The following is a 24,342-nucleotide window of genomic DNA, read 5'->3' as shown; positions in this document are numbered from 1 at the left end:
GTATTATGATTACATTCATCCATCAATGTCAAAACACATGTATTTTTATATCATTTTCTACGAAAGGAGTGCTTCTACTCTCATGGAGCTGCAATTACTAGAAAAAAACTTGTATAAGAAAAATAAAAGTGAACTGCGTTATTTAGAAACCCACACTCTTTCAAAATCTTATGAATTCATGAAATTCAAGATGATTAACCAACAAAAAGTCTATATATTTGATGGCTATATTCCTAAAAATGACGACTTTACCATTCAAAAACATAATCGATTTGCTCCAGTTCCTACACACATACACAATTTCATAGAGATCAATTATATTTTTAATGGTCAATGCACACAAATCATTGATGGCAGAGAAGTTCTCCTTACCAAAGGACAAATTTGTCTAATTGATACAGATGTCCCTCACTCAATTAAAGAAACAGGGGAGCAAGATATTATAATCAATATATTGATTCATAAAAACTACTTTAAAAACCAGCTGCTCTCAAATTCTTTAAATAAAGGTATCATTACAGATTTCATAATGAATGTCATATCTGAAACTGCCAATCACCGTCAATACATTATTTTTAAAAACAGGGACTTTGAAAAAATTCACTCTACAATTTGTGATATGTTGCTTGAATCGTACTCTCCAAATATAGGAGATAAACAAGTCATTAGTCATTATCTTAGTATCTTTTTTATTAAGCTGCTTCGAGACTTTGATTATGAAACAAACGGTCAAACAAGCCGCAAAGAACAGGAAATATTGGAAATTCTAAAATATTTGGAAACAAATTATGAAAGTTTGGATTTATCTTTATTGGCCAAAAAATTTAATTACACACCAAATTATCTAAGCACCTTATTGAAAAAGAAAATTGGAAAAAGTTATTCAGAAATTATTTTAGAGAAAAAACTAGACCGTGCACATGCGCTATTACAACATTCTGACTTAACAATTAATGATGTAGCCATTGCAGCCGGTTTTACAAACCCAACTTTCTTCTATAATAAATACAAAGAAAAATTCAATAAGCTACCTTCGGAAAGATAATAAAAGATAGCAGACGCAATGTAACAGACTTCTATTACTTTAAATTTCTTAAAAAGTAACTAAAATTGTTTAGCTACTTTTTAAGAAATGTCGTCATAATAAATCAACTGTCTTCTTGCGTTAAAAGAATTTCTCTTCTCTCTTTTTTCGAGGAGAAGAGAAACTTTCACTTACCCAGTTACTTTGCTGCTCACAATACTTCTTGTCATGGATTAAATATCTATGACCTCTACCTGCAGTATAAGAAAAAACTGAACCTTTAGTTTCTACAAGTCCATGAAATATTTTATTTGTTTTTATACATTCAAATTCGACAGACAATTCTATATTTTTATAAGATATTTTGTAAGGCCAGTTGCTTAGTTGATTCGGCATAAAAGAAGCCATGTACTCATTTTTTTATAATTGAAGATTGATATATTAATGTCTTTACCGTTTTTTAAAGACAGCACACTCAATTTTTTCCACATCCCTATATCCTGAACCATAGCAAATATCGAGTTCTCATAGTATTAAACTTTCACTTTAGCTGGACTAATCCAATTGGTTGTTTTTCAACCGTATCAGAGTCAGTCTTCATTTCTATCAAGTCTATTATTTCAGTATCCGTGAACACAACTATCACTGGGTTTCCTTTCCCTTTGGCTTCTATTAAAGGCCAATCAACCTTCATTAATAAGGTATTTTCATCAACCGTTTCCCCTATATCTATCAGCAACTCAAAAGGTTCTCCATTCAGCTCAACTGTGTCTAAACCTATATGAATAAGTATTTCCAATCCCGCATCTGTTTGAATACCTATCGCATGCTTTGTTGGGAAAATATTTACTACTTTACCGATGACTGGAGAATATATTTCATTACTATTAGGAATAACTGCAAATCCATCACCTAACATTTTTTCAGAAAATACCCCATCGTTGATATATTCAATAGGGATAACTTTTCCTTTTACTGGACTAAAAATAGTAATATCTTTACTTTTATTCTTTTTAAATATTTTGAACATAGTATTTCCTCCTAAATTTTTAACATACTTTACCGTCAAGAAAAGCCATGACTTGTTTTATTACCTTAAAAGAAACAAGGGAACAAGTTCACGGCCTTAATCATTATTATTTAGTCTAAAATTTTGTGAGAAGCATAGAAGTTTCTATCTTTGCTTGCCATATACTTGCTTTCACTAATGGAGAATTTTTCTTCCAAATGAATATCGTTTGCTGAACTCCCTACTAACAAATCAAATTCGCCCGCTTCAATCTTCCACTTCATATCTTCATCTAGAAATGCAAATTGACTTGGTGAAATAGAAAACTCAATTTGCTTACTTTCATTTGGTTCTAATACCACTTTACAAAATCCTACTAATTCGCGCTCTGGTCTAACCATTGACGCAACTTTATCTCGAACATAGACCTGCACAGTTTCTATACCTGTTCTATCACTGATATTTTGCACCGTAATTTGAATACATACTTGTTCAAATGGCTTAATCTCTTTATTCTCAACATTCAAACCACTGTATTCAAAAGTGCTGTATGACAATCCATAACCAAAGTAGTATCTTGGCGTATGAGGTAAATCAATATAAGTCGAAAAAGGTGAATCTGTTCCTACATGGTAGCTTGATCCTTGACTATGATTATAGTAAAGTGGTGCTTGCGCTGAGCTATAGGCAATAGAAACTGGTAATCTGCCACTAGGATTATTTTTGCCAGTAATTGTCTCAACAATTGCTTGGCTACCGTATTCCCCCGGATTCCAAGCTTCAATAATTGCTTGAGCGTATTTATCAGCAGCATTACTTGAAATAGGTCTACCATCTAAATGAACAACGATAAAAGGAATTCCCTTTTCTCCTAGTTTTTCTAGAAATGCTTCTTGACAGACAGGAAGATTGATACTGCTTGAATCAACACCTTCACCCGTTGAACAAGATGTCCCCCAACCATATTTTCCACCTACCGTGACAATCGTTATGTCAGATTCTTCAGCAAGTTTTAACGCTGGTTCATGTTGGCTCATATCATCACCAACATATGGATAGCCATATTCATAACTCACTTCTGCTGTAGGGCATGCTGTTTTAAATTCTTCAAAAATATTGTTGCAATGCTCGTAGGCTTTCCTGGCAACTTGTTCCAATTTAGGAATTTCAAGCTCTATCATACTACCAGGATAAGTTGCTTTCTTTTGATTTCTCCATAATACGTCAGAATCTTGAACTTCTATACCTGCCATTGTATTTCTTGCACCCATAGCTAACTCAACAACACTCATATATGAATAACCGCCAAACAAACTTCTTACTGATTTACCTAAATGACCAATAATTGCAATTTTTTTATTATCAGTATTTAATGGTAAAATATTCTCATTTTTTAAGAGAACTAGTGATTCTCTTGCATATTGCAGACTAACCTCTTTAGAACTTTTAAGGTTGAATATTTCCGAAATTTCTTCTTCAGATTTTGCAAATGGACTTTCAAAAAGTCCTAATTTAAATTTTTCGATTAGAATTCGTAGAACAGCCTCATCAAGTAATTTGGGATTAATTTCTCCTTGATCAATCAATTTAACTAAATTATCACTATAGGCTTTAGGTGTTGGAAATTCCATATCAAATCCTACATCTAATACTTTAGCAGCCGTATCATCGGCATTCTCACAAACATGCATACGAGTATACAGTTCTTCAATTGAAGCATAGTCAGATACTAGTAATCCATTAAATCCCATTTCTTTTCTCAGCAAATCCTTTAAGATTTTTTTTGAAGCCGTAACAGGTTCACTGTCAACGGTACCATACTGGTTCATTACAGATCTCAAATTACCTTTAGCTATTGCTGCTTGGAATGGTTTGCCAAATATTTCTTGTAATTCTCTAGGAGGGATATTGCTTGCTGCTGCATGGATCCCTCCTTGCCCGGCATGATATCCAATAAAGTGTTTGCTAGTTGCCATAATTTTGTAATTTGAATTTTCACCTGAGTTCTGAATTCCTGAAACATATGAGGTACCCAGTGCTGAGACTAATGTAGGATCTTCACTGTAACTTTCTCCATATCTTCCTAATCTAGCATCTCTTGTAACATCAAGAACTGGGGCTAGAGCATGTTTGATCCCCACTGCGTCCATCTCTTTTCCTACTACTTGTCCCATTGCTTTTTCTAAAGATGGATTCCAAGCAGAACCTCTGCCTATCCCAGTAGGAAAACTCGTTGCTTCAGGCATCAATACACCAGTTAATCCTTCTATATGAAACAATGCTGGAATAGAAAACCGACTATTTTTCATCACTTGTTTCTGGTAAGTATTTAACTTCTCTGCAACCATTTCTTTTGAATCATCCCATGCAGCTGCAAGGAAAGCCACTGCCCCTACACCATGAGAAAAATCATTTTCCAAGTTAGGACCATTTTTGTCTTTCGGATTGTAGCATTGTAATTGAGCTACTTTTTCTTCTGTTGTTAATCGTTTTAGAAGATCATGAGCTCTTTCTACATTTGATAAGTTTGCATTTTGATAATTCAATTTTTCTCAAACCTTTCTTAATTTGATTACTACACCTATACTAAGCTATATCCAGTTTTTCATCTGGCTTTGTCATAAAGAATGTTAAGACTGCACTAATACCAAATGCAACGAAGAAACAAATTATCCAGCCAATCAAAGAATTGGGATTACCATTTGGATTCATGTGAGCACCAAATGTTAAAACGCCTCCAACTGTTGCTGGAGAATATTGGTTAACTCCAAGAAATGAAGACAGCATGCCAGCGATACCACCAGAAATCATAGCCGCAATAAATGGTTTTCTGTAAGTCAAAGCAACTCCAAAGATTGCAGGCTCTGTAATCCCAAATAAGGCAGAAGTCATTGTTGAAAAACCAAGAGCTTTTTTCGTTTTGTCTTTTGTTTTCAAAGCAAAACCAAGTGATGCACCTGCTAATGCCCAAACTCCCATACCTAAAATTGGGTTAAATGCACTAGAACCTTCTCGTAAAACAATATCCGTCAAAACAGGAATCAAAGCATAGTGGATACCAAACATTACACATACCTGCCAAAATGCTCCGAAGAATAACCCTGCAAGAATTGGGCTTAAACCATACATTCCAGTTACAACGCCACCTAATAGTTTCCCAACTTCTGTAAATACCGGTCCAATTGCAAGAAACATTAAAGGAATCATAACAACAATAACAATCATAATCTTGATAAATTCTAAAAATTGCGGAATATACTTATCTAAAAAGTGTTCAAATTTTGCTGCAATCATTGTACCAATTAGCATTGGAAATAGAGAATTACCATATCCTACTTGTGGAACAGTAATACCAAGAAAATTAATAGCCTCCGCTTCTACACCCAAAGCTGTAACAATTGCAGGAAATACCATACTTGAAGCAATTGCTGCCGCAATATATGGATTTGACTTCATGTATTTTGCTGTAGAAAACGCAATCATTAGTGGCATTAAATATAAAAAACCATCGTTGGCTGCTGCCCAAATAATATAAGTTCCATCAGTCTCTTTTAATAATCCAGCTAAAACAAACAGAGCCAGCAATCCTTTAAATACCCCAACTGCTGCCATTGTTGGTACAAGTGGATAAATTGTATTCATTAGCATTCTTGAAACTCTGTTAATCAGTTTTTCTTTATTTTTGTCCCGAATTGAATCAAGTTTGTCCTTCATTCCAGTAACATCCTCAGACATTTCAACTCCATCAGCTGTTACTACCTTACTGCTTGCTTCATTACTCAAAATGTTCTCTACTTCTTTATAGGCATCATTCACAATATTTCCAACAACTACTTGATATTGACCACCTGCTCTCATTACTCCAAGAACTTTATCTATTTTTTTTACTTTATCATCGTTTGCTTTAGATTCATCTGCTAATACAAATCTTAATCTTGTTACACAATGGGTGACACTTACAATATTGTCTTTCCCACCAACTTCATCTACAATTTGTTTTGCCATTTCTTTCAAACTCATTTTGGGCTCCCCTTCTCTATTTATTCGGATTCCAGTGTGGATGCCAAATTATTTGTGGTATTCCACTACTTAAGTCAATAGGTAGCCAGACATATTCTGAAATGCTTGTATCTATGTTCCATGAACTTTTCTCAATTTTTTTCGTCAGGTCAACAACCCAACGATCGCCTATTGCGATGTACAACTCCTTATTTGGTACTTTAAATACACTACTTATTTGTGAATTAAAAGAATTTTTCTCATTGTCATTTATACACGGATCACCTGTTATATACCATGGACCATGTATATTAGATGCTTTCGCTGCTAACGATGAATTTGGATAGTAACCTGTCGTTCCAGAGGTAATCATAAAATATTCATTATCCTTCTTAAATACAGCAGGTGCTTCTCTTGCAATCGGCGGTCCATAAAAATGTAAATGAGTTGTGTATTTACCTGTTAAATCTAGATAATTGTCAGTTAAATCAGCTATTACTATTTCTGTATGAACCTTACCAAAGACTAAGTATGCTTTTTCATCGTCATCTACGAATAAGTCAAAATCGCCACTGCTCATGTCCAATGGAATCAGTTTATTAACAATTTTGAACTCTCCTGTTATTGATTTGGAAGTAGCTACTCCCATATATTGGTAGTTCCAATCTCTTGGATTTTCGTCAGTTCCTACAAGTTTCACCCACATAACAAATTCATCATTTTTTTTATTATAAATGATATGTGGGCGATCCATGATTCTTGATGGATGTAACGGATTTCCTAAATCATTAGATGACTTTAAAATAGTCCCCTCAAATTTCCAATTAACCAAATCCTCTGATGAATAACAATTGACTCCATTGTGCCAAATACCAGAGCCAACTTTGGTGTTCTCTTTATTCTCACCATAGAAATAATAAAGTCCATTCACGTAAATTACACTACCACCATGCGCTTGAATCCGATTACCATCTGTGTCAAACCATGGTTGACCCGACTTTATCTCTTGACACATACTTTATCCCCCTTATTTATTTAGTATGTCTTGAACAACACTAATATAACGCTTTCAGAAATTGTTCACAATGTCATATTAACTTTACTTTCTTATCATATTCTACGATTATTTTCGTTCATTTTTCTATTTCATTCTATAAAAAAAGAATATACTGATATACTTCCTTCTATAATTTAAATCTAATTCTTTTGAAAGTAATCGGCTCTATACTTTTTAATATTGGTAAAATTTGCCAACATCTTTTTATGATTTAAAAGTACAAAAAAGACACCTTGAAATCCTTTAGAATTAATTTAATGAACCAATTCATAAGTGGGTTCACAATGTCTTATACACAGCTTGTTAAAGATACCCTAATTATTCTAGACCTAACTATCTATTTCGAAGAATATTGTTTAAGCAGAGAAATCAGCCATCTACCGGAAACCTGTGCAACAACTTTACAAACGTTTAAAAGGTTTCTGACTCAGACTAAAAATCTTCTCTGATACAGTTATTCTGCTTAGAGTTTTCGAAATTTTTATCCTTTTAAACGACGGATCATTATCTGTCAAGGTAAAACTATTTTAATTAAATAAAAAGAACAGAAAGAAATTTTCTTCTTTCTGTCCAAATGATTCTAAGATTTCTCTTTATCAACATCATTTAACAAAGAGACCAAAAAGAAAACCCCTAATGTAAGACACATTAGGGGTTCATTATGATACCGGCGGCCGGGGTCGAACCGGCACGCCCTTAACGGGCACTGGATTTTGAGTCCAGCGCGTCTGCCAATTCCGCCACGCCGGCGTAAAAAAACTGGGGTAGCTGGATTCGAACCAACGCATGAGGGAGTCAAAGTCCCTTGCCTTACCGCTTGGCTATACCCCAATAAGAAAGGGCGAATGATGGGAATCGAACCCACGAATGCCGGAGCCACAATCCGGTGCGTTAACCACTTCGCCACATTCGCCATTATAAACAATGTTATTTTATTTCTCAATAAAAAACTAAGATGAGTACATCTTAGTCAATACCGGCGGCCGGGGTCGAACCGGCACGCCCTTAACGGGCACTGGATTTTGAGTCCAGCGCGTCTGCCAATTCCGCCACGCCGGCAAGTTGATTTTATTAGTACTAAGGCGGTAACCGGATTTGAACCGGTGATGAAGGTTTTGCAGACCTCTGCCTTACCACTTGGCTATACCGCCATTATACTATTTTCAATCTATAAATGAAATTATAGAACTGGGGTAGCTGGATTCGAACCAACGCATGAGGGAGTCAAAGTCCCTTGCCTTACCGCTTGGCTATACCCCAATAAAGAAGGGCGAATGATGGGAATCGAACCCACGAATGCCGGAGCCACAATCCGGTGCGTTAACCACTTCGCCACATTCGCCATGGCAGGGGCAGCAGGAATTGAACCCACACTAACGGTTTTGGAGACCGCTGTTCTACCTTTAAACTATGCCCCTATGTAATGGAGGAGAGTGGATTCGAACCACTGAACCCTAAGGAACGGATTTACAGTCCGTCGCGTTTAGCCACTTCGCTACTCCTCCATGGTGGCGCGGGACAGAATCGAACTGCCGACACACGGAGCTTCAATCCGTTGCTCTACCAACTGAGCTACCGCGCCAAATTTTAAAATGTATTAATTGAAAAAGAATGACGGTTCCGACGGGAATCGAACCCGCGATCTCCTGCGTGACAGGCAGGCATGTTAACCCCTACACCACGGAACCAGTTCATTATGGAGGTTAACGGGATCGAACCGCTGACCCTCTGCTTGTAAGGCAGATGCTCTCCCAGCTGAGCTAAACCTCCATTTTTCAATTAATGACCCGTACGGGACTCGAACCCGTGTTACCGCCGTGAAAGGGCGGTGTCTTAACCGCTTGACCAACGGGCCAGGAAAATGCTACGGAGAGTAAGGGATTCGAACCCTTGAGACAGCGTGAACCATCTACATGATTTCCAATCATGCTCCTTCGGCCTCTCGGACAACTCTCCAGAGTGAAAGAAGCTCATTACTCTTTCTCATAAATGAGAACTCCGGCAGTAGGACTCGAACCTACGACATCATGATTAACAGTCATGCGCTACTACCAACTGAGCTATGCCGGAATCACCTTGTTCGTTTTTTACAACGAACACACACATAAGATAATCTTATGGGGGTTTATATAAACCGCGTGGCGACGTCCTACTCTCACAAGGGGCAACCCCTCACTACAATCGGCGCTAAGAAGCTTAACTTCTGTGTTCGGCATGGTTACAGGTGTATCCTTCTCGCTATCGCCACCACACTGTGGTGTTATCATTATTGAGTTTGCTTTTGCTCACTCAAAACTGGATTTGAAGTATTTCGTAAACTCTACCGAGTTTTTTCTTTACCAATGTGGTTAAGTCCTCGATCGATTAGTATCAGTCCGCTCCATACATCACTGTACTTCCACTCCTGACCTATCTACCTGATCATCTCTCAGGGATCTTACTTTCTTAAAGAAATGGGAAATCTCATCTTGAGGTGGGCTTCACACTTAGATGCTTTCAGCGTTTATCCCTTCCCTACATAGCTACCCAGCAATGCCCTTGGCAGAACAACTGGTACACCAGCGGTAAGTCCATCCCGGTCCTCTCGTACTAAGGACAGCTCCTCTCAAATTTCCAACGCCCGCGACGGATAGGGACCGAACTGTCTCACGACGTTCTGAACCCAGCTCGCGTGCCGCTTTAATGGGCGAACAGCCCAACCCTTGGGACCGACTACAGCCCCAGGATGCGACGAGCCGACATCGAGGTGCCAAACCTCCCCGTCGATGTGGACTCTTGGGGGAGATAAGCCTGTTATCCCCAGGGTAGCTTTTATCCGTTGAGCGATGGCCCTTCCATGCGGAACCACCGGATCACTAAGCCCGACTTTCGTCCCTGCTCGACTTGTTGGTCTCGCAGTCAAGCTCCCTTCTGCCTTTACACTCTTCGAATGATTTCCAACCATTCTGAGGGAACCTTTGGGCGCCTCCGTTACCTTTTAGGAGGCGACCGCCCCAGTCAAACTGCCCATCTGACACTGTCTCCCACCACGATCAGTGGTGCGGGTTAGAGTGGCCATAACGCAGGGGTAGTATCCCACCAGCGCCTCCATCGAAACTAGCGTTCCGATTTCTACGGCTCCTACCTATCCTGTACATGCGGTACAGACACTCAATATCAAACTACAGTAAAGCTCCATGGGGTCTTTCCGTCCTGTCGCGGGTAACCTGCATCTTCACAGGTACTAAAATTTCACCGAGTCTCTCGTTGAGACAGTGCCCAAATCGTTACGCCTTTCGTGCGGGTCGGAACTTACCCGACAAGGAATTTCGCTACCTTAGGACCGTTATAGTTACGGCCGCCGTTTACTGGGGCTTCAATTCGTACCTTCGCATACGCTAAGCACTCCTCTTAACCTTCCAGCACCGGGCAGGCGTCAGCCCCTATACTTCATCTTACGATTTTGCAGAGACCTGTGTTTTTGATAAACAGTCGCTTGGGCCTATTCACTGCGGCTGATCTTAGATCAGCACCCCTTCTCCCGAAGTTACGGGGTCATTTTGCCGAGTTCCTTAACGAGAGTTCTCTCGCTCACCTTAGGATTCTCTCCTCGACTACCTGTGTCGGTTTGCGGTACGGGTCGTTGTTTTCTCACTAGAAGCTTTTCTCGGCAGTGTGACATCAGGAACTTCGGTACTATTATTTCCCTCCCCATCACAGCTTGTCCGTACAGACAGAAGCATTTGACTCCTATCAAGACTTACTGCTTAGACAGACATTTCCAATCGTCTGCATTCCTTAGCCTCCTGCGTCCCTCCATTGCTCAAACAAAAACAACGAGTACAGGAATATCAACCTGTTGTCCATCGCCTACGCCTGTCGGCCTCGGCTTAGGTCCCGACTAACCCTGGGCGGACGAGCCTTCCCCAGGAAACCTTAGTCATTCGGTGGACAGGATTCTCACCTGTCTTTCGCTACTCATACCGGCATTCTCACTTCTAAGCGCTCCAGCAGTCCTCACGATCTGCCTTCAACGCCCTTAGAACGCTCTCCTACCAATACACCTAAAGGTGTACTCCACAGCTTCGGTAATATGTTTAGCCCCGGTACATTTTCGGCGCAGGGTCACTCGACTAGTGAGCTATTACGCACTCTTTAAATGGTGGCTGCTTCTAAGCCAACATCCTAGTTGTCTGTGCAACCCCACATCCTTTTCCACTTAACATATATTTTGGGACCTTAGCTGGTGGTCTGGGCTGTTTCCCTTTCGACTATGGATCTTATCACTCACAGTCTGACTCCCGGATATGAATGAATGGCATTCGGAGTTTATCTGAATTCGGTAACCCGAGATGGGCCCCTAGTCCAAACAGTGCTCTACCTCCATCATTCTCAATTCCGAGGCTAGCCCTAAAGCTATTTCGGAGAGAACCAGCTATCTCCAAGTTCGTTTGGAATTTCTCCGCTACCCACACCTCATCCCCGCACTTTTCAACGTACGTGGGTTCGGTCCTCCAGTGCGTTTTACCGCACCTTCAACCTGGACATGGGTAGATCACATGGTTTCGGGTCTACGACTACATACTCAAACGCCCTATTCAGACTCGCTTTCGCTGCGGCTCCGTCTCTTCAACTTAACCTCGCATGCAATCGTAACTCGCCGGTTCATTCTACAAAAGGCACGCCATCACCCATTAACGGGCTTTGACTTGTTGTAGGCACACGGTTTCAGGTTCTATTTCACTCCCCTTCCGGGGTGCTTTTCACCTTTCCCTCACGGTACTGGTTCACTATCGGTCACTAGGGAGTATTTAGCCTTGGGAGATGGTCCTCCCGGATTCCGACGGAATTCCTCGTGTTCCGCCGTACTCAGGATCCTCCTAGGTGCCTTCCAAATTTCATCTACGGGGTTTTTACCCTCTTTGACTGACTTTTCCAAGTCATTCGACTATCTGAAAGAACTACCATATTGGAGTCCTACAACCCCAATGAGCAAGCTCATTGGTTTGGGCTTTTCCCGTTTCGCTCGCCGCTACTCAGGGAATCGAATTTTCTTTCTCTTCCTGCAGGTACTTAGATGTTTCAGTTCTCTGCGTCTACCTCGAATGCGCTATGTATTCACGCAAACGTAACATCCTATAAAAGATGCTGGGTTCCCCCATTCGGAAATCTCTGGATCATAGCTTACGTACAGCTCCCCAAAGCATATCGGTGTTAGTCCCGTCCTTCATCGGCTCCTAGTGCCAAGGCATCCACCGTGCGCCCTTATTCACTTAACCTTATCAACCTTGCGGTTGGGTTTTGATCTTTCTTCTAGCGATAGAAGTCCGATCAAGAAAATAAGCAATTGAACTTATTAAAAAACTCATTCAACGCGGTGTTCTCGGTTTGTATTACTAATTTACTTCAAATATCCAGTTTTCAATGAACAAAATGTTTTAACAACTAATGTTGTTAATGGAGCCTAGCGGGATCGAACCGCTGACCTCCTGCGTGCAAAGCAGGCGCTCTCCCAGCTGAGCTAAGGCCCCGATTTATTTTTGAGAGTAGACCTCTCAAAACTGAACAAAGTATAAAACAAACAGTGTAGTCTCCGTAATATTCCTTAGAAAGGAGGTGATCCAGCCGCACCTTCCGATACGGCTACCTTGTTACGACTTCACCCCAATCATCTATCCCACCTTAGGCGGCTGGCTCCAAAAGGTTACCTCACCGACTTCGGGTGTTACAAACTCTCGTGGTGTGACGGGCGGTGTGTACAAGGCCCGGGAACGTATTCACCGCGGCGTGCTGATCCGCGATTACTAGCGATTCCGGCTTCATGTAGGCGAGTTGCAGCCTACAATCCGAACTGAGAGAAGCTTTAAGAGATTAGCTTAGCCTCGCGACTTTGCGACTCGTTGTACTTCCCATTGTAGCACGTGTGTAGCCCAGGTCATAAGGGGCATGATGATTTGACGTCATCCCCACCTTCCTCCGGTTTGTCACCGGCAGTCTTGCTAGAGTGCCCAACTAAATGATGGCAACTAACAATAAGGGTTGCGCTCGTTGCGGGACTTAACCCAACATCTCACGACACGAGCTGACGACAACCATGCACCACCTGTCACTTTGCCCCCGAAGGGGAAGCTCTATCTCTAGAGTGGTCAAAGGATGTCAAGACCTGGTAAGGTTCTTCGCGTTGCTTCGAATTAAACCACATGCTCCACCGCTTGTGCGGGCCCCCGTCAATTCCTTTGAGTTTCAACCTTGCGGTCGTACTCCCCAGGCGGAGTGCTTAATGCGTTAGCTGCAGCACTGAAGGGCGGAAACCCTCCAACACTTAGCACTCATCGTTTACGGCGTGGACTACCAGGGTATCTAATCCTGTTTGCTCCCCACGCTTTCGAGCCTCAGCGTCAGTTACAGACCAGAGAGCCGCCTTCGCCACTGGTGTTCCTCCATATATCTACGCATTTCACCGCTACACATGGAATTCCACTCTCCTCTTCTGCACTCAAGTCTCCCAGTTTCCAATGACCCTCCCCGGTTGAGCCGGGGGCTTTCACATCAGACTTAAGAAACCGCCTGCGCTCGCTTTACGCCCAATAAATCCGGACAACGCTTGCCACCTACGTATTACCGCGGCTGCTGGCACGTAGTTAGCCGTGGCTTTCTGGTTAGATACCGTCAAGGGATGAACAGTTACTCTCATCCTTGTTCTTCTCTAACAACAGAGTTTTACGATCCGAAAACCTTCTTCACTCACGCGGCGTTGCTCGGTCAGACTTTCGTCCATTGCCGAAGATTCCCTACTGCTGCCTCCCGTAGGAGTTTGGGCCGTGTCTCAGTCCCAATGTGGCCGATCACCCTCTCAGGTCGGCTATGCATCGTCGCCTTGGTGAGCCGTTACCTCACCAACTAGCTAATGCACCGCGGGTCCATCCATCAGCGACACCCGAAAGCGCCTTTCAAATCAAAACCATGCGGTTTCGATTGTTATACGGTATTAGCACCTGTTTCCAAGTGTTATCCCCTTCTGATGGGCAGGTTACCCACGTGTTACTCACCCGTTCGCCACTCCTCTTTTTCCGGTGGAGCAAACTCCGGTGGAAAAAGAAGCGTTCGACTTGCATGTATTAGGCACGCCGCCAGCGTTCGTCCTGAGCCAGGATCAAACTCTCATAAAAAGTTCGAACAATCTTACGATTGTTAAGCTCAATTGTTTGCTAGCATATTGCTTGCTTGTTAAAAATGTTTGTTGTCTTGAATCAATCAAGACGCCCTACACATTTGGTTTGTCTTTGCTTTGTTCAGTTTTCAAAGGTCTACATTTTTCTTTCAACAACTCTTATATCTTAACATTTTCTTAAGGTTTTGTCAATAACTTTTTTCAAGTTTTTTTGACTGAGTTGTTTGCCGTGTTCTTAACGACTTGATTATCATATCATTTAAATTGTTATTTGTCAACAACTTTTTTCATTGATATTTCAATCTTTTCGTCACTTCTTAATCAAGCGACTTCGTTATTATAACATGGTGATTTTTCATCGTCAATATGTTTTTTCAACAAATTTTAAAGTGAAATTCATCACGCTTTATCAGAACAAATAATAATATATCAAGGACTGTCGAAAAATGCAATAGAAAAAAACATATTTTTCACTATAATTTTTAAAAGCGAATATTCCTCTCGATAATTAGTATTTTGACGTTTTTTTATAGTTTTTTCAGCGCGTTTAACACCAATTCAGATACAAAAGTTCGGTTCCGCGTATTTACGTTTTTTATAAATTCGAGCACTTCCCTATATTGTTTGTTTTTTGAATAAAAAAAACAAGTAAAGTTAACCCCCTTTACTTGTTTTCTTCTTTTACAATCGGAATAAAGATCCTAAAAATGGTACCCTGCCCAACGACACTTTCTGCATTGATTCTCCCTTTATAATTTTCAACCAATTGCTTAGCGATGGATAAGCCTAACCCATTACCACCTTTTGTTCGTGCTCTGGCTTTGTCGACACGATAAAAGCGATTGAAAATCTTATTAAGGTCTTCTTGTGGTATGCCTTCTCCAAAGTCTTGAATCGCAATTTCAAATTCGCTCAATGTAGAAGAAATCGAAATATGCACTTCTTTTCGATTGGTTGAATACTTCACTGCATTATCCAAAATAATAATGATTAGCTGTTCAAAGTGGTTACGATAAATTTGCAGAGTCACTTCTTTTGCTAAATCGTCATCTAAAGTAATGACATAATCTGGATATAGTATTTTGAAGTTATTGTAAACCTGGTAAGTGACTTCTTTCGCTAATGTCGTTTCATTCGCATAATGCATATCCACTTGTTCTGCTCTGGAAAGATCAAGCATTTCCTGAACCAAACTCTTCATTCGGCTAATTTCCTGCATGCTTGCAGCTAGTGATTCTTCTAAGATTTCAGGATCATCTTTCCCCCAACGATTCAATAAACTCAAGTGTCCCTCAATGATTGCTACTGGAGTTCTTAATTCATGAGAAACGTCTTCCACAAATTGTTCTTGCTGTTCAATATAAAGACGCATGCGATCAAGCATCTCATTGAAGATTTCAGCAAGATCAGCTAGTTCATCATTCGTATCGATTTCCGGCATATGAATATCTGATTGTGGGTCTTTACGAATCGTATCCATCGTGTCTCGTAAGACCTTTAATGGTTTTAAGAAATAAGAGGATAAGAAAAACCCGAGTATACTACTTAAAATCAAGGAAACAACTTCTAATACGATGAGTGTCAATAATAACTTGTTCCGAATATCATAAAAAGATGAAAGTTCATAAAAACTTTGAGCATAACCAATCTTTTCTCTCGTTTCTTTAGAATAGATCGGCTGGACAGAAAGAAAACCAGTTTTGCCATCTAACGTGACGATCGTTGGCACTTTTCTAGTTGTTTGGATCAATGAACGATCTTTTTCATGCGTTTTAAAAATTAATTTTTCATCTAAGTTATAGACATATAGATCCATTGAAGATTGTCCTAATTCTGAAATGAACGAATCGATTTTCATCAAATTCCCTTCAATGATTGATGTGTCACTGATGCTCGTATTATTTTCTGCATTTGTTAAGTTGCGGTAAGTGTTGACTAATGTCAGCTCTTCATTTGCATTGGCTAATCGTGAAGCGACTTCTGAGATCGTTCGTTCGTCATTGTTTCGCTCTTTTGCCACGATTAGATTGATTGAAGACTTATACGTAATGACCGCAAAAATGGTAAAAACAACGAATATAAAGAAAGAACTTGCAAAGGCCCACTTGATTGTCAAGGAGGGACCTTTAAGTTCTCTTTTTTCAGAATTTTTCGGTTTTATCACGAGCGCATCACATAGCCTGTTCCACGGACAGTTTGGATATAACTTTCTTCTCCAGGAACATCAATTTTATTACGAAGATAACGAATATAGACATCCACAACATTCGTTTCGACTTCTGTTTCGTATCCCCATACTTTGTTTAGTAAAACATCACGGGCTAATACAACATTTACATTTTCCATCAAAGTAAGTAACAATTCATATTCACGTTTTGTTAACTCAATGACTTCACTGCCGCGTCGTACGACACGATTTTCTTTTTCGATCGTTAGGTCACGATAGGTGATCGTTGTTTGTTTCGCTACATTCTTGTCTCCTTCAATGTCGATACGACGTAATAAGGCACGTAAACGAGCTAATAATTCTTCAATCGCAAAAGGTTTAACGATATAGTCATCTGCACCATGATCTAATCCTGAGACACGATCGATTACTGAGTCTCTAGCAGTCATCATAATGATTGGTGTATTTTTAACTTGACGGACACGACGGCATACTTCTAGTCCATTTAATTCTGGTAACATCAAGTCTAATAAAATAGCATCCCATTCATTGTTTAACGCTGCATCTAATCCTGTACGGCCATTGTAATGTACTTCTGCATTGTAGCCTTCATGCTTTAATTCTAACTCGACAAACCGAGCTAAGTTTTTCTCATCTTCAATGATTAGAATATTACTCATCAATTTTTTTCCTTTCTATTCTACGGGCTTTTCAAAACTCTATTATTATACCGATAATCTACTTAAAAATCTATAACCATTTTATCATGGATAACAATTTTTAAAAAGAGCTGAAGTCTTCTCTTTTCAGTTGACTCCAGCTCTCATGTCATCTTTTATTTTTCTTCATCTTCAAGAAGCGAAAAGATTACTCTTCATGATACCATGAATAATGGAAGATTCCTTCTTTATCTACCCGTTCATAGGTGTGCGCACCAAAATAATCACGTTGCGCTTGGATAATATTTGCCGGTAAGCGTTCTGCTCTATAAGAATCGAAATAAGCAATCGCAGAAGAAAAAGTTGGTACTGGAACGCCTGCTTGGACAGCTAGTGCGACTACATCTCTTACTGCTTGTTGGTATTTATTGGTGATGTCGACAAAATAATCATCTAATAAAAGATTTTCGATATCAGAATCCTTGTCATAAGCATCAGTGATTTTTTGTAAGAAACGAGCACGAATGATACACCCAGCGCGCCAGATCTTAGCAATTTCACCAAATGGCAGATCCCAACCATATTCTTTAGATGCAACACGTAATTGAGCAAAACCTTGAGCATAACTCATAATTTTGCTGAAGTACAATGCTTCACGGATTTTTTCGATTAACTCTTTTTTATCTCCAGTAAATGAAAACTCATTCGTGCGGGTTAGCACTTTGCTTGCTCGGACACGTTCATCTTTGTATGCTGAAATGTAGCGGGCAAAAACTGATTCTGTGATCAATGGTAAAGGAACACCCAGGTCTAACGCACTTTGGCTCGTCCATTTCCCTGTTCCTTTGTTACCAGCAGCGTCCATGATGACGTCAACGATTGGTTTACCAGTCCCTTCATCATCTTTTCTTGTTAGAATATCTGCAGTAATCTCAATCAAGTAACTATCTAACTCACCTTGATTCCATTCTTTAAAGATGTCAGCCATCTCTTCAACTGATAAGCCTAAAATGTTTTTCATCAAGTCATAAGATTCTGCAATCAATTGCATATCGCCATATTCGATGCCGTTATGAACCATTTTGACATAATGACCAGCACCATTAGGACCGATGTAAGTCACACAAGGGGCCCCGTCTTCTGCTTTAGCAGAGATTTGCTCTAAGATTGGTGCAACCAATTCATAGGCTTCTTTTTGCCCTCCAGGCATGATTGAAGGTCCTTTTAAGGCTCCTTCTTCCCCACCTGATACACCTGTGCCGATAAAGTTGATACCAGAGTTAGCTAGTTCTTCATTCCGACGAATCGTGTCTTTGAAGAAAGTATTTCCTCCATCGATTAAAATATCTCCTTTATCTAAATGCGGAAGTAATTCTTGGATGGTTGCATCCGTTGCCGGACCAGCCTTTACCATTAGAAGGATTCGACGTGGTTTTTCGATCGAATCGACAAATTCTTCGATTGAATAAGTTGCTTTAAATTTTTTGTCTGGGTGTTCTTCCACCACAGCAGTTGTCTTTGATCCAGTACGGTTAAAGAGGGCAACTGAATACCCACGACTTTCAATATTAAGGGCTAAGTTTTTACCCATTACGGCCATACCGACAACGCCGATTTGTTGTTTTGACATATGAACTCCTCCTACATATGGGATGTTCTCCCTAATCTCTATCATTATAGCTTAACATGGCACTATTGCAAACCAAAGAAGCATATATTTTTATGACGTTGTTTTAATATTAATGGACGAGCTAGGAAAGTTTTAAAGTATCACAAAAAAATAAACCTCAAGGCTCCATGGTTAGCCTTGAGGTTTTTACATTTTCTAATTAAAATGTATTAAGCTTCTTTAGACATTACGTCCTTACCATCGTAGTAACCACAATTTGCACATACGTGATGGCTTTTTTTCATTTCACCACAGTTTGCACATTCGTTTAAACCTTTGATTGTCAATTTGTAGTGTGTACGACGTTTTGCTTTTTTAGCTTTTGATGTTCTTCTAGCTGGTACTGCCATTTTGCTACACCTCCTTGTAAAGTCTTGCACCTTAATTGATGCAATATATTCCAATCTTACGCTTTATCATCTTCATTTGATGGTTCATCAAAAAGTTCCGATAATTTTGCAAGACGAGGATCTACTTTTGTCTTGGCATCTTCTGATTTTCTACGCTCATATTCTTCTTCGGAAACGACTTCCCAATCTGTTCCTTTCGGTAGGTCAGTTGCGAGTTCTTCTTCCTCAGTTAATACGCGCATCGGAATTGCCAATAAAATGTTGTCTTCAATTGATTCTGTCAGGTCAAGTTTTGCATCTTCGATTAACAAAATCTCTTCTGCAGACAATTGGTCATCTCTGAGTTGATATTGTTCTTTTGTCATAAACAATTCGTCAACAGCAAAGTCCATCGGTAATTCAACCGGTTCTAAAGAACGCGTAGATGGAACAGTCAGAGTCGTCTGCACAGTGTAATGAACCAGATAGCCTTTTTTATCAACTGAGACTAACCCTTGGACTGCAACAGGCGCAACATCTAGTATTAAATTGTCTCGCTCCATGAGTTCCGCTTTAAGATCAAGGGTCTCATGAAATGTTAACGGTGTCTCTTGGTATTTTCTCAATTCGAGTAAGGACCATTTCATTTTTCATCACTCCTAAGCAACAAAAGCAATTATACAGGGCAAAAAGGTCCTTGTCAATGAAATTTTCTTGACACCTTACACTTCATTAAAAAACATTTTTTTTATTTATTCGTTATGTTGTCTTATTTTTATTTACGAACAAATTTCCATGGCAACTCGCAACAAATAGAGAATCCATTTTTTTAACTAAACTTTTTCTCTATTACGTGAAAGACTCTCTGTAAATTTTGACTTTTTTTCCTTATTGTTTCGTAAACTATATGTTTACCCCAAAAATTAACTGATGATTTTTAGAATAACATTCGATCATTCCTACAGAAGAACGATTTTTACTAACCAAGAATGATAACTAACGGTATAAAAACAGCAGTTTTGATAGTTTATCCGGCTAAATTCTTCTACAAGTTGTTCTGTGGCTTACATACTTGATGGTTTCTATTTGCTCAAGTATTCAAGATGAACTACAATAAACAATATTTATAAGAAAAAGGAGCAGACGCTTGTTATGAACACACGAGATATCGAATATTATGTTCAAATCGTCAAGCAAAAGAATTTTACCAAGGTAGCCAAGTACTTTCAAGTTAGTCAACCGACGATCACTTACGCACTTAAGCGCCTGGAAAAAGAACTTGACGCAGTTCTTATCACGAGAGATCGTTCACACCACGAATTAGTGATTACCCCTGCTGGCAAACAGTTATTTATCCATGCACAATCTATCTTGCAAGAGATCAAGATGGCAAAAGCAGAGATTACGCAATTACAGAAAAAGAAATTACGATTTGGAATGCCACCAATCATTGGCAATGAATATTTTCCGAAATTATCCAGTTATTTTATTAAATCTCAGCTAATGGACCAAATTGAGATTACAGATGGTGACTCGAGAGATTTGTATGGCATGATCCACCAAGGAAGAATCGATTTAGCGATCCTAGGCTCCACCCAACCAATTATCGATCAAAAATTAGAGATCGAATTACTTTTAGACAAGCGATTCATGATTGTCGTTGCTCCTACTCATCCTTTCGCTGACCGACAAACGATTTCTTTTAGCGACCTAACAGCTGAACAATTCGTTTTATTGAACGAGCATTATGTTCATCCTGCAGCTTTTAAAAAGTTAGCTAAACAGGCACATATTGAACCTAAAGTTGTTTACCAAAGCAATGACTTAGCCATATTGAAAAGCATGATTCGAGAAAATATCGGGATTGGTTTTTTAACTGAAATTGCTATTCACCCTGAAGATCATCTCGTATCGATCCCACTTTCCGATCAGCTTCAGCCGCACTTTCTGATTTCACTCGCTAAGCGTACTCAGCAAATCCCGACTCCTTTACAAGAAAATGTGGTTGAGGTCATCCAACAATTTATGAAAACTCAAAAGAAGAACAACTCTTAATTGAATGGCTATTAATAGAAATGAATAATAATTAACACTTTTGAATAAACAATAAATTATGATTGGACGGTAGTCTGCTGGTCCTCTCTAATTGACACCTTAGGTAACATCAGAAAAATTTCGTTTTAAACCCGTAGACTAAACACTAGAACGATCATTCTGCCACAATGAATGTTGTCTCATGATCCCTCTAAAAATCAACAAAAAAAGGATAAGACCTAGGTCTTATCCTTTTTTGATAATCAGCGAAGCCAATTAGATTGCTGTTGTTTCGCCACGGTATACAATACCACGACGTGAGTCTACAGTTACTAACTCGCCATCAGTGATTGTTGAAGTTGCATCTTGTGCACCAACGATTACAGGAATGTCTTGTGCAATTCCTACAACTGCTGCGTGTGAAGTCAATCCGCCTTCTTCAACGATAACTGCTGCTGCTTTTTCAATTGCAGGCATATATTCTTTATCAGTTGTTGGAACAACTAAAACCATGCCGTCTTTTGCTTTTTTGATTGCTTCTTCAGCTGATGAAGCAACAACTGCATTTGCAACGACTGATTTTTGACCAACGCCTTGAGCTTCTAATAATTTTGAACCAATCATTTGAATTTTCATTACGTTAGTTGTTCCACGTTCACCAACTGGTACACCAGCAGTGATCAAGATCAAATCGCCTTCTGAAGCAAAGCCTAAGTCAACTGCTTTTTGAGCAGCTAATTCAAACATTTCGTCAGTTGTTGTTGGTTTTTCAGCAACTGTTGGGTAAACACCCCAGTTAAGCATCAAACCACGTTTTGTACGTTCGTCAAAAGTAACAGCCAAGATGTCAGCATCTGGACGGTATTTTGAGATCATTTTAGCTGTATAACCAGATTCAGTTGCAGCTACGATTGTTTTAACGCCTAAGTTTTTAGCAGCGCGTGCTACAGATAGACCGATTGTTTCAGTCACATCAGTTTTATCAAATTCGTTTAATTGGAAAGTACCTAATTCTGATAATGCATTTTCAGCTTGTTGGTCAATACGAGCCATTGTTGCAACAGCTTCTACAGGGTAGTCACCGTTTGCTGATTCTCCTGATAACATTGTTGCATCAGTTCCGTCAAATACGGCATTGGCAACGTCAGAAGCTTCTGCACGTGTTGGACGTGGGTTTTCTTGCATTGATTCCAACATTTGTGTTGCTGTGATTACTGGGATACCAGCTGCATTACATTTTTTGATAATACGTTTTTGAACCATTGGAACTAATTCGGCAGGAATTTCAACACCCATGTCACCACGAGCGATCATTACACCATCAGAAACTTTGATGATTTCGTCGATGTTGTCGATTCCTTCTTGTGATTCAATTTTAGGGAAGATTTGAACGTGTGTCATATCTTTTTCTTCTAAAATTTCACGAATATCTAAAACGTCTTGCGCTTTACGTACAAAACTTGCAGCGATAAAGTCGATATCGTTATCTAGACCAAAACGAATATCATCTGCATCTTTAGGAGTAATCCCTGGTAAGCTGATTGAAACGCCTGGTGCATTAACCCCTTTACGAGATCCTAGCATTCCAGCATTCTTCACTTCTACAACTAATTCACGAGTTGCTTCGTCTTTTTCAATGATTTCCATATCGATCAAGCCATCATCGAATAAAATGTGTCCACCTACATGAACGTCTTCAAATAGTCCAGGGTAAGTAACAGCGATTTTTTCTTTTGAACCTACATGTTCAGGATCCATTGAGATACGAGTTTTATCTCCTACTTCAAATTTGATGTATCCTGCACGACCAAAATCAGCTTCAGTTGTGCCTTGAACAGTTGTACGAATTTCAGCACCTTTTGTATCTAAAAGGATACCTACATCTTTACCTGTTTTTTTAACTGCTTCACGGACCATTGTCATACGTGATAATTGTTCTTCATGATCACCATGTGAAAAGTTAAAGCGGAAGACATTTGCCCCAGATTCAATCAATTTAGAAATAGTTTCTACTGAATTACTTGCTGGTCCTAATGTACTAACGATTTTGGTTTTTTTCATTTTACAAAACTCTCCCATTCAATTTTGTTTATTTAAAGCTGGTTAAAGCCTAAATACAAAGATAACAAGCTATACCTATTTTTAACTATAGCTTAAATTTCAAATAACAGGCTTTCAATCTTAGAATGAAAGTGAGTTATTTAAGTCATAAAGTGATAAGTCTGGTTTGTGTTTGTTGCTTTCTAGTGTTTCGATGATATCTGCAGCGACCATTTCATTGTCGCGGATACCCACACATAGTCCACCTTTACCTGCACGAAGCAAGTCAACAGCATAAGCACCAAATTTGCTTGCTAACACACGGTCACGTGCGCTAGGTGAGCCACCACGTACTACGTGTCCTAAAATGGATACACGTGTATGGTAATCACCATATTCAGAAAGTTTTTCGGCAAATTCATTTCCGCCCATTACGCCTTCTGCTAAGATGATCAAGCAATGTTTTTTACCACGATCGCGGCCTTCTTGGATTTTTTTAGCCACAGATGCCATATCAAAATCATGTTCAGGAATGATAATTTCATCTGCGCCACCGGCAACACCTGACCATAATGCGATATCGCCAGCGTTACGTCCCATTACTTCAATAACAAACGTACGAACGTGTGAAGTTGCTGTATCACGAATACGGTCGATTGATTCTAAAACTGTGTTGATTGCTGTATCAAAACCGATTGTGAAATCAGTTCCTGGAATATCGTTGTCAATCGTTCCTGGAACACCAACAGCTGGAAATCCACGTCTTGTCAATGCCATTGCTCCATGGTAAGAGCCATCTCCACCGATAACAACTAAACCTTCGATACCGAATTTTTTCAATTGTTCGATCCCTTTTAATTGACCTTCTTCAGTCGCAAATTCAGGGTAACGTGCAGAGTACAAGAATGTCCCACCACGTTGGATTTTATCACCCACATCTGCAACATCTAGACGACGAATATCTCCTGCAACTAATCCAGCAAATCCATAGTTGATTCCATATACTTCGAGCCCTTCATAAATCCCTTTACGAACAACGGCACGAATAGCAGCATTCATTCCAGGTGCGTCTCCGCCACTGGTCAAAATTCCAATGCGTTTCATAATAATCATTCACCTCATTAAAATACTTTATCCTAAGCAATGCTTAGGTTAATAACCTTCTTTGCGTTAACCACGACTAACATTCTAACATTATTTTTAGC

The 24,342-nt window shown here is 39.5% G+C and carries 14 protein-coding genes, 16 tRNA genes and 3 rRNA genes; 2 read left to right on the top strand and 31 right to left on the bottom strand.

What is annotated here, in order from left to right; translation table 11 throughout:
* Positions 1 to 82 precede the first annotated feature (82 nt).
* Positions 83 to 1,045, top strand: a complete 963-nt coding sequence (locus IGJ27_RS04350; protein ID WP_178306077.1) for an AraC family transcriptional regulator — start codon at positions 83 to 85, stop codon at positions 1,043 to 1,045.
* Between the two features lie 120 nt (positions 1,046 to 1,165).
* Here the strand turns inward: IGJ27_RS04350 and IGJ27_RS04345 are convergent, their stop codons facing one another.
* The 29 genes from IGJ27_RS04345 to IGJ27_RS04205 form a co-directional block, all read right to left on the bottom strand.
* The gene (locus IGJ27_RS04345; protein ID WP_178306078.1) at positions 1,166 to 1,420 is read right to left on the bottom strand and encodes a hypothetical protein; all 255 of its coding nucleotides are present in this window, start codon (positions 1,418 to 1,420) and stop codon (positions 1,166 to 1,168) included.
* A 145-nt stretch (positions 1,421 to 1,565) separates the two neighbouring features.
* Entirely contained in the window at positions 1,566 to 2,054 is a 489-nt protein-coding gene (locus IGJ27_RS04340) for a PTS sugar transporter subunit IIA (RefSeq protein ID WP_178306079.1), read from the bottom strand.
* 110 nt (positions 2,055 to 2,164) lie between these two features.
* A complete protein-coding gene (locus tag IGJ27_RS04335; RefSeq protein WP_178306080.1) occupies positions 2,165 to 4,579 on the bottom strand; it encodes a glycoside hydrolase family 3 N-terminal domain-containing protein in 2,415 nt (804 codons plus the stop codon).
* Between the two features lie 40 nt (positions 4,580 to 4,619).
* Positions 4,620 to 6,053, bottom strand: coding sequence for a PTS transporter subunit EIIC (locus tag IGJ27_RS04330; protein WP_178306081.1), 1,434 nt, complete (start codon positions 6,051 to 6,053; stop codon positions 4,620 to 4,622).
* 16 nt (positions 6,054 to 6,069) lie between these two features.
* The gene (locus IGJ27_RS04325; RefSeq protein ID WP_178306082.1) at positions 6,070 to 7,047 is read right to left on the bottom strand and encodes a family 43 glycosylhydrolase; all 978 of its coding nucleotides are present in this window, start codon (positions 7,045 to 7,047) and stop codon (positions 6,070 to 6,072) included.
* A gap of 707 nt (positions 7,048 to 7,754) precedes the next feature.
* Positions 7,755 to 7,839 (bottom strand) — tRNA-Leu (locus IGJ27_RS04320).
* A gap of 9 nt (positions 7,840 to 7,848) precedes the next feature.
* Positions 7,849 to 7,920, bottom strand: a tRNA-Gln gene (locus IGJ27_RS04315).
* Between the two features lie 9 nt (positions 7,921 to 7,929).
* Positions 7,930 to 8,002: transfer RNA gene (locus IGJ27_RS04310), tRNA-His, on the bottom strand.
* 61 nt (positions 8,003 to 8,063) lie between these two features.
* A tRNA-Leu gene (locus tag IGJ27_RS04305) sits at positions 8,064 to 8,148 on the bottom strand.
* A 21-nt stretch (positions 8,149 to 8,169) separates the two neighbouring features.
* Positions 8,170 to 8,240: transfer RNA gene (locus tag IGJ27_RS04300), tRNA-Cys, on the bottom strand.
* Between the two features lie 37 nt (positions 8,241 to 8,277).
* Positions 8,278 to 8,349, bottom strand: a tRNA-Gln gene (locus tag IGJ27_RS04295).
* 9 nt (positions 8,350 to 8,358) lie between these two features.
* Positions 8,359 to 8,431, bottom strand: a tRNA-His gene (locus IGJ27_RS04290).
* A 2-nt stretch (positions 8,432 to 8,433) separates the two neighbouring features.
* Positions 8,434 to 8,507: transfer RNA gene (locus tag IGJ27_RS04285), tRNA-Trp, on the bottom strand.
* 6 nt (positions 8,508 to 8,513) lie between these two features.
* Positions 8,514 to 8,594, bottom strand: a tRNA-Tyr gene (locus tag IGJ27_RS04280).
* A gap of 1 nt (position 8,595) precedes the next feature.
* A tRNA-Phe gene (locus IGJ27_RS04275) sits at positions 8,596 to 8,671 on the bottom strand.
* A gap of 33 nt (positions 8,672 to 8,704) precedes the next feature.
* Positions 8,705 to 8,777: transfer RNA gene (locus tag IGJ27_RS04270), tRNA-Asp, on the bottom strand.
* A gap of 9 nt (positions 8,778 to 8,786) precedes the next feature.
* Positions 8,787 to 8,859, bottom strand: a tRNA-Val gene (locus IGJ27_RS04265).
* A 13-nt stretch (positions 8,860 to 8,872) separates the two neighbouring features.
* Positions 8,873 to 8,944, bottom strand: a tRNA-Glu gene (locus tag IGJ27_RS04260).
* 12 nt (positions 8,945 to 8,956) lie between these two features.
* A tRNA-Ser gene (locus IGJ27_RS04255) sits at positions 8,957 to 9,045 on the bottom strand.
* A gap of 40 nt (positions 9,046 to 9,085) precedes the next feature.
* Positions 9,086 to 9,159, bottom strand: a tRNA-Asn gene (locus IGJ27_RS04250).
* A 66-nt stretch (positions 9,160 to 9,225) separates the two neighbouring features.
* Positions 9,226 to 9,341 (bottom strand): 5S ribosomal RNA (gene rrf, locus IGJ27_RS04245).
* 92 nt (positions 9,342 to 9,433) lie between these two features.
* Positions 9,434 to 12,347, bottom strand: a 23S ribosomal RNA gene (locus tag IGJ27_RS04240).
* Between the two features lie 179 nt (positions 12,348 to 12,526).
* A tRNA-Ala gene (locus IGJ27_RS04235) sits at positions 12,527 to 12,599 on the bottom strand.
* A gap of 78 nt (positions 12,600 to 12,677) precedes the next feature.
* Positions 12,678 to 14,237, bottom strand: a 16S ribosomal RNA gene (locus tag IGJ27_RS04230).
* The 16S, 23S and 5S rRNA genes sit together here with 16 tRNA genes alongside, the layout of an rRNA operon.
* A 666-nt stretch (positions 14,238 to 14,903) precedes the next feature.
* Complete coding sequence (locus IGJ27_RS04225; protein WP_010719635.1) at positions 14,904 to 16,403, bottom strand: HAMP domain-containing sensor histidine kinase; 1,500 nt, start codon at positions 16,401 to 16,403, stop codon at positions 14,904 to 14,906.
* On the bottom strand, positions 16,400 to 17,086 hold the full coding sequence (locus tag IGJ27_RS04220) for a response regulator transcription factor (RefSeq protein ID WP_005875038.1): 687 nt from the start codon (positions 17,084 to 17,086) through the stop codon (positions 16,400 to 16,402). Before IGJ27_RS04220 ends, IGJ27_RS04225 begins: the two co-directional genes overlap by 4 nt.
* Before the next feature lie 187 nt (positions 17,087 to 17,273).
* Positions 17,274 to 18,695, bottom strand: a complete 1,422-nt coding sequence (gndA, locus tag IGJ27_RS04215; protein WP_010738115.1) for an NADP-dependent phosphogluconate dehydrogenase — start codon at positions 18,693 to 18,695, stop codon at positions 17,274 to 17,276.
* A 209-nt stretch (positions 18,696 to 18,904) separates the two neighbouring features.
* Positions 18,905 to 19,084 (bottom strand): 50S ribosomal protein L32, encoded by a 180-nt coding sequence (gene rpmF, locus IGJ27_RS04210; protein ID WP_010719637.1) that lies wholly within the window; start codon positions 19,082 to 19,084, stop codon positions 18,905 to 18,907.
* 56 nt (positions 19,085 to 19,140) lie between these two features.
* Positions 19,141 to 19,710 (bottom strand): YceD family protein, encoded by a 570-nt coding sequence (locus IGJ27_RS04205; protein ID WP_010719638.1) that lies wholly within the window; start codon positions 19,708 to 19,710, stop codon positions 19,141 to 19,143.
* A 505-nt stretch (positions 19,711 to 20,215) separates the two neighbouring features.
* Between IGJ27_RS04205 and IGJ27_RS04200 the strand changes: the two genes are divergently transcribed.
* Positions 20,216 to 21,118 carry a LysR family transcriptional regulator gene (locus tag IGJ27_RS04200; protein ID WP_438791690.1) on the top strand — a complete coding sequence of 301 codons (903 nt, stop codon included), beginning with the start codon at positions 20,216 to 20,218 and terminating at the stop codon, positions 21,116 to 21,118.
* A gap of 255 nt (positions 21,119 to 21,373) precedes the next feature.
* Here IGJ27_RS04200 and pyk read toward each other — a convergent pair whose 3' ends face one another.
* Both pyk and pfkA read right to left on the bottom strand, forming a co-directional pair.
* The gene (gene pyk, locus IGJ27_RS04195) at positions 21,374 to 23,158 is read right to left on the bottom strand and encodes a pyruvate kinase (protein ID WP_010719640.1); all 1,785 of its coding nucleotides are present in this window, start codon (positions 23,156 to 23,158) and stop codon (positions 21,374 to 21,376) included.
* Positions 23,159 to 23,278: 120 nt separating this feature from the next.
* Positions 23,279 to 24,241 carry a 6-phosphofructokinase gene (gene pfkA / locus IGJ27_RS04190; RefSeq protein WP_010719641.1) on the bottom strand — a complete coding sequence of 321 codons (963 nt, stop codon included), beginning with the start codon at positions 24,239 to 24,241 and terminating at the stop codon, positions 23,279 to 23,281.
* Between the last annotated feature and the right edge of the window lie 101 nt (positions 24,242 to 24,342).

Origin of the sequence: Enterococcus sp. DIV1726a (genome assembly GCF_051710985.1) — a bacterium.
Lineage (GTDB): Bacteria > Bacillota > Bacilli > Lactobacillales > Enterococcaceae > Enterococcus_B > Enterococcus_B hirae.
This window is presented reverse-complemented; position numbering and strand designations above follow the sequence as displayed.

What these genes read in the sequence shown, in the direction of transcription:
- IGJ27_RS04350 (WP_178306077.1), top strand. Translation starts at nt 83, where the DNA reads ATGGAGCTGCAATTACTAGAAAAAAACTTGTATAAGAAAAATAAAAGT.
- IGJ27_RS04345 (WP_178306078.1), bottom strand. Translation starts at nt 1,420, where the DNA reads ATGCCGAATCAACTAAGCAACTGGCCTTACAAAATATCTTATAAAAAT.
- IGJ27_RS04340 (WP_178306079.1), bottom strand. Translation starts at nt 2,054, where the DNA reads ATGTTCAAAATATTTAAAAAGAATAAAAGTAAAGATATTACTATTTTT.
- IGJ27_RS04330 (WP_178306081.1), bottom strand. Translation starts at nt 6,053, where the DNA reads ATGAGTTTGAAAGAAATGGCAAAACAAATTGTAGATGAAGTTGGTGGG.
- IGJ27_RS04325 (WP_178306082.1), bottom strand. Translation starts at nt 7,047, where the DNA reads ATGTGTCAAGAGATAAAGTCGGGTCAACCATGGTTTGACACAGATGGT.
- IGJ27_RS04220 (WP_005875038.1), bottom strand. Translation starts at nt 17,086, where the DNA reads ATGAGTAATATTCTAATCATTGAAGATGAGAAAAACTTAGCTCGGTTT.
- gndA (WP_010738115.1), bottom strand. Translation starts at nt 18,695, where the DNA reads ATGTCAAAACAACAAATCGGCGTTGTCGGTATGGCCGTAATGGGTAAA.
- rpmF (WP_010719637.1), bottom strand. Translation starts at nt 19,084, where the DNA reads ATGGCAGTACCAGCTAGAAGAACATCAAAAGCTAAAAAAGCAAAACGT.
- IGJ27_RS04205 (WP_010719638.1), bottom strand. Translation starts at nt 19,710, where the DNA reads ATGAAATGGTCCTTACTCGAATTGAGAAAATACCAAGAGACACCGTTA.
- IGJ27_RS04200 (WP_438791690.1), top strand. Translation starts at nt 20,216, where the DNA reads ATGAACACACGAGATATCGAATATTATGTTCAAATCGTCAAGCAAAAG.
- pyk (WP_010719640.1), bottom strand. Translation starts at nt 23,158, where the DNA reads ATGAAAAAAACCAAAATCGTTAGTACATTAGGACCAGCAAGTAATTCA.
- pfkA (WP_010719641.1), bottom strand. Translation starts at nt 24,241, where the DNA reads ATGAAACGCATTGGAATTTTGACCAGTGGCGGAGACGCACCTGGAATG.